Annotated in this window: 12 protein-coding genes and 2 pseudogenes; 6 read left to right on the forward strand and 8 right to left on the reverse strand. The window is 35.8% G+C overall.

Annotated features, from left to right (window positions below):
* From WFK35_RS17200 to gldB, 7 genes and pseudogenes are all read right to left on the reverse strand, one after another.
* Positions 1–256, reverse strand: a 256-nt coding sequence (locus WFK35_RS17200) for a hypothetical protein (protein WP_336733620.1), incomplete at its 3' end; no start/stop codon positions are given.
* Between the two features lie 104 nt (positions 257–360).
* Entirely contained in the window at positions 361–756 is a 396-nt protein-coding gene (locus tag WFK35_RS17205) for a DinB family protein (RefSeq protein ID WP_336733621.1), read from the reverse strand.
* 87 nt (positions 757–843) lie between these two features.
* On the reverse strand, positions 844–1,284 hold the full coding sequence (locus tag WFK35_RS17210) for a GNAT family N-acetyltransferase (protein WP_336733622.1): 441 nt from the start codon (positions 1,282–1,284) through the stop codon (positions 844–846).
* A 61-nt stretch (positions 1,285–1,345) separates the two neighbouring features.
* Complete coding sequence (locus WFK35_RS17215; RefSeq protein ID WP_336733623.1) at positions 1,346–1,825, reverse strand: nuclear transport factor 2 family protein; 480 nt, start codon at positions 1,823–1,825, stop codon at positions 1,346–1,348.
* 162 nt (positions 1,826–1,987) lie between these two features.
* Positions 1,988–3,133: pseudogene (locus WFK35_RS17220) on the reverse strand (cystathionine gamma-synthase); the annotation flags it as partial.
* Positions 3,134–3,214: 81 nt separating this feature from the next.
* Entirely contained in the window at positions 3,215–3,541 is a 327-nt protein-coding gene (gene gldC, locus WFK35_RS17225; RefSeq protein ID WP_076396489.1) for a gliding motility protein GldC, read from the reverse strand.
* A 55-nt stretch (positions 3,542–3,596) separates the two neighbouring features.
* Positions 3,597–4,580, reverse strand: coding sequence for a gliding motility lipoprotein GldB (gene gldB / locus WFK35_RS17230; protein WP_336733624.1), 984 nt, complete (start codon positions 4,578–4,580; stop codon positions 3,597–3,599).
* 56 nt (positions 4,581–4,636) lie between these two features.
* On the opposite strand from gldB, the gene WFK35_RS17235 reads away from it, so the two are divergent.
* The 6 genes from WFK35_RS17235 (at position 4,637) to WFK35_RS17260 (ending at position 8,634) form a co-directional block, all read left to right on the forward strand.
* Positions 4,637–5,272 (forward strand): leucine-rich repeat domain-containing protein, encoded by a 636-nt coding sequence (locus WFK35_RS17235; RefSeq protein ID WP_336733625.1) that lies wholly within the window; start codon positions 4,637–4,639, stop codon positions 5,270–5,272.
* 4 nt (positions 5,273–5,276) lie between these two features.
* Positions 5,277–5,804: a GNAT family N-acetyltransferase gene (locus tag WFK35_RS17240; RefSeq protein ID WP_336733626.1), complete on the forward strand. Its 528-nt coding sequence runs from the start codon at positions 5,277–5,279 to the stop codon at positions 5,802–5,804.
* A gap of 58 nt (positions 5,805–5,862) precedes the next feature.
* Positions 5,863–6,657, forward strand: coding sequence for an NAD(+) synthase (gene nadE, locus WFK35_RS17245; RefSeq protein ID WP_336733627.1), 795 nt, complete (start codon positions 5,863–5,865; stop codon positions 6,655–6,657).
* Positions 6,658–6,944: 287 nt separating this feature from the next.
* A complete protein-coding gene (locus WFK35_RS17250; protein ID WP_336733628.1) occupies positions 6,945–7,445 on the forward strand; it encodes a ribonuclease domain-containing protein in 501 nt (166 codons plus the stop codon).
* Positions 7,446–7,530: 85 nt separating this feature from the next.
* Positions 7,531–7,842 (forward strand): barstar family protein, encoded by a 312-nt coding sequence (locus WFK35_RS17255; RefSeq protein WP_336733629.1) that lies wholly within the window; start codon positions 7,531–7,533, stop codon positions 7,840–7,842.
* Positions 7,843–8,037: 195 nt separating this feature from the next.
* Positions 8,038–8,634: a Crp/Fnr family transcriptional regulator gene (locus tag WFK35_RS17260; protein ID WP_235129915.1), complete on the forward strand. Its 597-nt coding sequence runs from the start codon at positions 8,038–8,040 to the stop codon at positions 8,632–8,634.
* 52 nt (positions 8,635–8,686) lie between these two features.
* Here WFK35_RS17260 and WFK35_RS17265 read toward each other — a convergent pair.
* Positions 8,687–9,046, reverse strand: a pseudogene (locus tag WFK35_RS17265) (alkaline phosphatase family protein); the annotation flags it as partial.

The following is a 9,046-nucleotide window of genomic DNA, read 5'->3' on the forward strand; positions in this document are numbered from 1 at the left end:
AAATAATAAGAGCAAAAACTGCTTTGTAATTTCTTTTGATTGTCAAAACTATTCCTAAAAAATAAAGAAGATTTGCAAACCAAACAAAACCTTCCCAACGAAATCCGTCAAAATAAGTCCAACCCAATAAAAAAGCAAGATAAGATGGATAATGTATGCTGCCAAAATATTGATAATTTACACAATCTTGAGTCAATGATATTAAAAAAATCACCGAACTGATTAAAATTACAATATTTATTTTTAAATGCGTCACAACTTCGGCAAATACCTTTCCTCAATAATATTAAGATGATGAATATTGTGACCAACAATTAATTTTCCGATGGTTTCGGCAGAAATCTGGTTTCCGTTGGCAGATCATACATTTTTTAAGGCTTCGGTATGTGCAGTTTCTAAAAGAATCTGAGAAGATTTTCTGATCAGTTGATATTCTTCCAACAGTGAACTCAGTGTTCTTTCATTCGCGAAAGACCGTTTCGCATATAATTCTTCGTCAAAACCCGGTAATTCATTTTGGTCGCCTCTTGCAAAAGCCAATATTCTGTACTGAAAAATTCTTTCGGTATCGGATAAATGCAGAAGGAGTTCTTTCAGCGTCCATTTTCCTTCGGCGTAAGCAAAAAGAGATTGTTCTTCTGAAAGCTTTGAGTAAATTTCAACCGTTTTTTCTCCGGATTTTTTCAGTTCTTCCAGCCAGTTTTCAGAAGGAATCAAGTCTAAATATCTTTGAACGTATTTTTGAAAATCAGTCATAAATTATGAATAATAAGTAATTGGTAATGAGTAATATTTTAGTAACAATTAAGATTTCGTAAACTGTTACACTGGTAAATTGTTACATTATGAAATCTTCCATTCGTAAAAATTCACTTCATCGTAGATTTCGAATCCGCAGCTTGGGTAAAGCTTGTTTCCGATATCATTGGATTTTCCGGTTTCCAGAAGAATTCCGGCGGCATCGGTTGATTTTGCAAGTTCTTTGGATGCTTCAATCAATTGTTTTGAAAAACCTTTTCCACGGGAATTTTCATTCACATATAAATCATTCAAAAGCCAGTATCTTTTCATTCTTGTGGAAGAAAATAACGGATACAACTGAACAAAACCGACTAATTTCCCTTCATTTTCGGCAACAAAAATTTCGGAATCGTTATTTTCAATTCTTTCTGTTAAAAATTTTTCTGCGGCAGGAATATCGGAATCTTTATGGTAAAAAATTCTGTACTGATCGAACAGTTCAGCTAATTGCTGTACATCTGTAAGTTGCGCTTTTCTTGTCATAATGGGAATTTAAAAATTTGTCAAAGCAAAAAAAAAATTCATAAAGCTTTGACAAAGTAGATTATAAGTGATGGTCGTAGCTGAGAACACGTTTCATTTTCCAGTCTTTTCCGTCCAGAATCCAGAGAATGGTAAATTTTGCACGGCTTCCCTTGTTCCATTTTCCGTTGTAAAATTCAGCAAAATCATGCTCTCCTTCCTGAATAAAAGCATACAAAACATTATTGTTGTACAAAGGATATACTTTCATGGAATCTGGAATCAGTTCGCGTTTCACTTTATTGGGTCCGCCACAAATATTATTTTTAATGGAGGCTTTGAAGGCTTCTTTTCCGGAAGTAATTCCACCTTTGTCATGGTAGAATTCCAGGTCGTTGCTAACGATAGAATCATAATGAGAAAGATCACATTTATTAAATCCGACATCGAATATCAGACTGTCTAATTTTTTCGCCGTTTTGTGCAGTTCGTCGGTATTTTTTACCTGAGAAAAGGCAATCTGGCTTACCATTAACATGAATAAAATCTGGATCTTTCTCATTATGTTTTTATTTTAAAATAATTAATAATTTGTTTTTAACGCAAAGTCCGCAAAGATTTTTTGACTACTAAACGCTTTTAAGTTCGAAGGTACTTCGACAAGCTCAGCATAAACTATTCAGTCAGCAAAGACCTCAGCGAAAATTTTAATTATTACTTTGTATTAAGAAAAAGCTCTTTCCAGATCTGCGATAAGATCTTCTGCATCTTCGATTCCTACGCTTAAACGAACCAAATCGTCTGTAATTCCCAATTCTGCGCGTTTTTCTGCAGGAATGGAAGCATGAGTCATCAAAGCAGGATGATTCGCAAGAGATTCTACTCCCCCCAAAGATTCAGCTAAAGTGAATACTTTTACTCTTTCTAAAAATTTGATGGCATCTTCTTTTTTACCTGATTTGAAAGTGAAGGAAACCATTCCTCCGAAATCTTTCATTTGAGATTTTGCGAGTTCGTATTGCGGATGAGATTCTAATCCAGGGTAGATTACCTGATCAACAGCAGGATGAGATTCAAGGTATTTTGCAACAGCCATTCCGTTTTCAGAATGTCTCTGAACTCTTAAAGCCAGTGTTTTAATTCCTCTCAATACTAAATAAGAATCGTGAGGTCCTAAAATTCCTCCGCTTGCAAACTGAATGAAGTGTAATTTCTCTCCAAGTTCCGCATCTTTTGCAATTAAAGCTCCCGCAATAACATCGGAGTGACCTCCCAAATATTTGGTTGCAGAGTGCATTACGATATCAGCTCCCAGATCAATCGGTCTCTGAAGATAAGGCGTTGCAAAAGTGTTATCCACTGCAACCAGAATATCTTTTCCTTTGGCAACTTCAACAACCGCTTTAATGTCTACCAGTTTCATTAAAGGATTGGTTGGCGTTTCTACCCAGATCAATTTTGTTTTATCTGTAATAACGTCATTGATTTTAGAAACATCATCAAAATTCACGAAGGTAAATTTCAACTGATATTTTTCGAAAAGTCTGGTGAACATTCTGTACGTTCCTCCGTACAAATCGTCTACTGCAACCACTTCATCTCCCGGATTTAATAATTTTAAAACACAGTCGATTGCCGCCAGACCGGAACCGAAAGCCAAACCTCTCGCTCCGTTCTCAATGCTTGCCAAAGAGTCTTCCAAAGCCTGTCTTGTAGGGTTTGCCGCTCTGGAATATTCGTAACCGGAATGTATTCCCGGGCTTTTCTGTGCGAAGGTAGACGTTAAAAATACAGGTACATTCACTGAACCTGTTGCAGATTCATGATGCTGTCCTCCGTGTATTACTTTTGTATTAAAATTCATTGTTTTATATTTTTGATTTGAAGCTGGATGATGGAAGCTGGATGCTTTTGTAAACTTCCAACATCAGGCTTCCGTCATCCCGCTTTTTTACATTTTTATCGCCGATTTTACTGCGAACTCTTCTGCCATCTGCTCCAACCATTGTGCCACATCTTCTTCACCGGTTGCTCTTTGGTAAGTGTTTCCCATAGAAACAAGCACCTGATGAATAAACATTTTCATCTGATCCACCGGCATTTCTTTTGTCCAGAGATCAATTCTCAAAGCTTCCATATTTTTTTCGTCCCAAACAGAGATCATGGTTGCTTTTGTTTCTTCTTTTTCAATTCCTCCGTCCTGTGCGTTCCAGGTAATGTTTTCCGGAATGTGGTTTTCATCCAGTTCTACATCTATCGTAATCTGAGTTTTTCTCATAATTTTCTATTTATTCTACTATATATTGTTTGCCGAATATTTTACATTCAGCGTATTATTTTACTTTCGGTTTATAGCCGGACTGATTAAAGATCACGGTTGCATCTAATCCTAAGAAATCCTGAAGTTTGGTTTCCGGTTTTTGCTTCAGATATTCTTTACAGATCTGCCATCCTGTGAAAATGGCAATCTGCGGAGAAGATTCGTTATCAATTTCCGTATAAAATTTCGAGAATGGTCCCGGAGCGATAAAACGGTCTTCCAATCTGTGATCGTCTCCAAAAATGATATTATTTTCCACGAAATAATTCCAGATATTGGCTTCGTTGGAAACTGCCCATTCATACTGTTTCTGGGTGTAGTTCATTTTCAGATATTCCGGATATGTGGGTAAAAAAGCGTCTTTAAGAATCATGATTTTACCGTTGAGAATCATCATATCGATAAATTTCTGATGATCCGGAGATTCTTTCACAAAACCTTCCGCGAAAATCTGTGCTACTTTCGGAACTATATTATTCGGGTTCATGGATTTCTGGAAGTACATTTCCAGCCCTTTATAATTGGGATTTCCCTCTCCCATAAAGCCTGTCATATCAATAAAAAGCTGATTTCCTTTGGCATCATAAAAAATAGGATCCTGAATCATCTGCAAAGCCGATGAAAATAAAAATACTTTCGGACTTTTAAAGGAAGGAAAATAAAATCTGATGTGCGAAAACAAATCCTGAAGATCGGTCTGCAGTTTTTTCTGATCTATTTTTGCAGCTGCTTCCTTGTAAATTTTAATTTCTTCAGGATCTGCTCTTCTTTTGGCAAAATCTGCATCGCTTACTGTTCCCTGGAACCAAGGAAATTTAGCTTTAAAACTTTCCGACGAAACATTCGGATCGTAAAGTTCCTTGGAAATATCTGTGATTTCTACTTTTTCCGCGGGAGTTGTAATCTCTACGTTCCATTGATTCTGAGATTCTTTTTTACAGGAATTCAATCCTAAAATTAATACCAAAGAAAGTGCAGTAATTCTGAAAATCTTCATACTTTTACATGAAATTTAAGTGTACAAAAATACGGATTTAAACATAATATAATGTGATGAAAAATAAAATAATTCCGGTGCTTATTCTGATTTTCTCTGTATCCTGTTTCTATAGCCAAAGCCTTATTTTTAAGGATAAAAATCTTGAAAAAGCAGTGATAGAAAATTCTGATCTCAACAAAGACGGCAAAATAAATCAGTTTGAAGCCGAAAGGATTGAAAATTTATTTTTAGTGAATAAAGGGATTACAAATACCGAAGACCTCGCGTATTTTAAAAATGCTAAAATGATCGTGCTGGACGACAATAGTATTACAAATCTTTCCCTGAAAAATATGGATCATCTCCAGCTTTTTTCCTGTACAGGATGTAAAATATCAAATTTTAAAGCTGAAAATCTTAAAAATCTGGCTTCCCTATATCTCGACAATAACCAGATTGAAAATATTTCGCTGAAAACGACGCCAAGAATTGACCAATTAACCGTATCTTTAAATAAAATAAAGACCATTGATGTGAGTTCGCTCAAATATCTGAAAAAACTAAATCTTGAGCATAATCTGATTCAAAAACTGGATATTTCCAAAAACATGAATCTGGAAACCTTAAATGTGATGAAAAATCCGCTGAAGGAAACAGACATCAAAAAAGGGGCAGCCAATGTAACGATTTTCGGATTTCAGCAACAGTAATTTTATGTATTTAGAAACACAAAGACTTATTCTGAGAAAATTTGAAGAAACAGATGCAGAACGTCTGTTTCTCCTCGATTCCGATCCTGAAGTAATGAAATACATCGGAGTACCTCCTCTTTCCGACGTCAGCGAATCTGAAAATGTGATTAAAATGATTCAGCAGCAATATCTTGATAACGGTGTCGGAAGACTCGCTGTAATTGAAAAAGAAAGCGGACTGCTGATCGGCTGGAGCGGACTGAAATTAATTACTCAGGAAATAAACGGTTACAATAATATTTATGATCTCGGATATCGTTTCATCCCGGAATACTGGGGAAAAGGTTATGCGCTGGAATCGGCAAAAGCTTCGCTTGATTTTGGATTTCATGATCTGAAAGCTGAAACCATTTACGCTCACGCTCATTCTGAAAACGAAGGTTCCAATCATATTTTAAGAAAATTAGGCTTCGAAAAAACCGGCGAATTCACCGAACCGGACGGAATCTGCTTCTGGTATGAGCTTCAACATCAAAATTACATCAAATAAACATTCAGAATTTTTAATTTTGAATTCCTTTAAATAAAAACAGACAAAAATATAAACAATGCAGACACAAAAAGTTATAGATCATATTGTAAACTGGCTGAAAGATTATGCAGTAAAAGCAAAAGTAAACGGATATGTAATCGGAGTTTCGGGAGGTGTGGATTCGGGTGTCGTTTCTACTCTTTGTGCGATGACCGGACTTGAAGTTCTGGCTCTGGAAATGCCGATCCGTCAAAAAGCAGATCAGGTAAACAGAGCGCAGGATCATATTGAGGATCTGAAAAATAAATTTCCAAACGTAAAATCAGAAACCGTTAACTTAACTCCTGTTTTCGAAAGTTTTGAAAATATTGTCAGTGCACATTCAGAAGGAAATCCCAATAACAATCTGGCTCTTGCGAATACAAGATCACGTTTCAGAATGCTGAATTTATACTATTTCGGACAGCTTCACGGACTTTTAGTGTGTGGAACAGGAAATAAAGTGGAAGATTTCGGAATCGGTTTCTACACCAAATACGGCGACGGCGGTGTGGATGTTTCTCCAATCGCGGATCTTTACAAAACGGAAGTTTACGAATTAGCAAGAGCTTTAAATTTAATTGAAAGCATTCAGAATGCAATTCCTACGGACGGACTTTGGGATGCCGAAAGAACGGACGAAGACCAGATCGGGGCAACCTACCCTGAACTGGAAAAAATCCAGAAAGAATACGGAACAAAAACAGCAGAAGATTACGAAGGCAGAGATAAAGAGGTTTTCCTGATTTTCGACAGAATGCATAAAGCGGCAAAACATAAAATGGTTCCGATTCCGATCTGCGATATTCCTGAAGACTGGAGAACTAATTAATTTAACAATCTATCAGTCTAACAATGTAACAATTCATTGTTAAACTGAAAGATTCATACATTAAAGTTGTCTAAACTATTTCAGACTTAACCGCAAAAATCACAAAAGATGAACTAAACTTTTATAATTATAAATGAAAAAGTTCACAATAGTTTTTAAAAATCTTTGGTTTTTATTCTTTTGAGCGCTTTGGTTATTATAGAATTCACTTTTAGATTGTCTTTTGTACTTTTGCGATTTAATAAAAGTTTAAACAAACTTATTGTTGCATTTTTTAATTTAATACTATGAATGGTAAAATAAGATCTGTATTTTTCATTTGTTTAGGGCTTCTTTTCGGGATGTCTGTAATGTACGTTTATAATAACTTCATTGCGGATAAAAAGGAAATTTCCTCTAAAAATCCAAGAATTGAATACGGCAGTTCTGAGATTTCGGGTTCGGCATATTCGAATCAGGAATCTATCGACCAGTTGACGGAAGAAAGGAAGGTTATTGCTTACGTTAAACAAAATCATCAGCTTCCTGAGTATTACATCACCAAAAATGAAGCAAGAAAGATGGGTTGGAATCCTTCCAAAGGAAATTTGTGTGAGGTTTTGCCGGGAAAAGCAATTGGCGGAGATCACTTCAGCAACAGGGAAAGAACATTACCTGAAGATGAAAAGTATTTTGAAGCGGATGTAAACTATCATTGCGGAAACAGAAATGCAGACCGGATTGTTTTCACGAAAGACGGTGATGTTTATCTGACTAAAAACCATTATAAGAGTTTTGAAAAGCAGTAATTGTTGATCATTGCGAGGAACGAAGTTAGCCTGTGCTGAGCTCCTTGCCATGACTTACTAACTGATTTAAAATTAAAATAAAGTTATGAGTACAATATATATAGATTTTACGGACATCGGAGATTATGAAGATTTCTATGCCCAACTGAAAGAAAAGATCAAACTTCCTGAGCATTTCGGAGATAATCTGGATGCACTTTCTGATGTAATTACAGGAGAATTGGAAATGCCTCTTCATATTGAATTTGTAAATATGACGGTCGATCAGCTGGAAACTTTTGAAGATCTTCTTCTCACGCTCGAAGATGCTGAGGAAGAAATGGAAGACTTCACTTTCACTTATTTTCTCGAACAGTATGAAGATGACGATGATGATCTGGTTGAAGACCAAGAATAAAATAAATGACAAAAAACGCGGAATAATCTGCGTTTTTTTATTTAATAAAGTTTTTAATATCTAATGAAAATACTCAAAATACTGCTGATTCATCACTTAAAATCAAGGCATCTTTAAGGCATCTGTGTGGTATTAATAAATTTTTAACAAACCTTTCAAATTGTTAATTTTAGATCAAATTAATAATAAAGGCTTATGATCATTTGTGAAAACCTTTTGTTTTCTCATGGCGCTGAACTCCAACACTATAATTCCGGCGATTATATTTTTAAAGAAGAAAGCACTCCAAAATATTATCTGCAGATAAAGTCCGGAACGGTAAAATTAAGCAGCTTTCTGGAAGACGGCAAGGAATTTATCCATGGAATTCCTTTCGATGGTCACTGCTTTGCCGAAACATATATTTTCCACAGCAGAAAGTATGCAGTAAGTGCTGTTGCGGTTACAGATTGCGAAATCATCAGGCTGGAAAAAAATAAACTGATTAAACTCGTATTAGAAAAGCCCGAACTTCTCCTTAAAATATATTCTTACACTGCGGACAGAATGCGCTACAAACATATTACTTCGGCTCCGTTTTCTTTCCGGGATCCGATTACAAAGCTTAATCTTCTTATGTCCCACGTAAAAGCTCATTTCGGTTTTGAAGAACAGTTTTCTTTTCCGGTTCCTTACACCAGACAGCAATTAGCCTCGCTTACAGGAATGCGCATAGAAACTGTGATCCGCGCAATCAAAAAAATGGAACAGCAAAACATTGTAAAAATAGACAACAGTAAAATTTTTATTTAAAAAAATCCTTAACCAAACAGTCAAGGATTCATTATCTTTTTTGAGTAAAATATTATTTGCCAATAACTTCCGTAATCGGATTCCCGACATTTCCACTCGGAAACTGTATTTTAAGCAGTGAAGAAACGGTAGGTGCAATATCCGTCATGAAATAAGCTTTATTGCTTTCACCATGCTGAATTCCCCATCCCATAAAAATTAACGGAATATGCGAGTCGTAAGAATTCCATACGCTGTGCGTTGTTCCTGTTTTTGAATACGGAGGAAGCATGGAATCGTGTGAACTCAACTGGATATCACCACTTCTCTGCCTGTTAATCCCATTGATAATTCTTTGTTTAATCGGTTCAGGGATAGAAGATTCTGAAACTTTATTTACAGGAACAGCATATAAATCTGAAGGATCACTCTC

Origin of the sequence: Chryseobacterium sp. VD8, from assembly GCF_037149975.1 — a bacterium.
Taxonomy (GTDB): Bacteria; Bacteroidota; Bacteroidia; order Flavobacteriales; family Weeksellaceae; genus Chryseobacterium; species Chryseobacterium indicum.